The 205-nt window shown below is 49.8% G+C and carries 1 rRNA gene; it reads right to left on the bottom strand.

Annotated elements, in window-relative coordinates:
• Positions 1–205 (bottom strand): 23S ribosomal RNA (locus tag AB3I72_RS13855); the annotation flags it as partial.

Genomic DNA, 205 nt, shown 5'->3' on the forward strand with positions numbered 1-205 from the left:
GTCAGCACCCCTTCTCCCGAAGTTACGGGGTCATTTTGCCGAGTTCCTTAACGAGAGTTCGCTCGCTCACCTTAGGATACTCTCCTCGACTACCTGTGTCGGTTTACGGTACGGGCAGTTGTTTTCTCACTAGAAGCTTTTCTTGGCAGTGTGACATCAGGAACTTCGCTACTATTATTTCGCTCCCCGTCACAACTTGTCCTTA

The sequence above is a fragment of the Enterococcus sp. GC34 genome, from assembly GCF_040886645.1.
In the GTDB taxonomy this organism is placed as follows: domain Bacteria; phylum Bacillota; class Bacilli; order Lactobacillales; family Enterococcaceae; genus Enterococcus; species Enterococcus faecalis.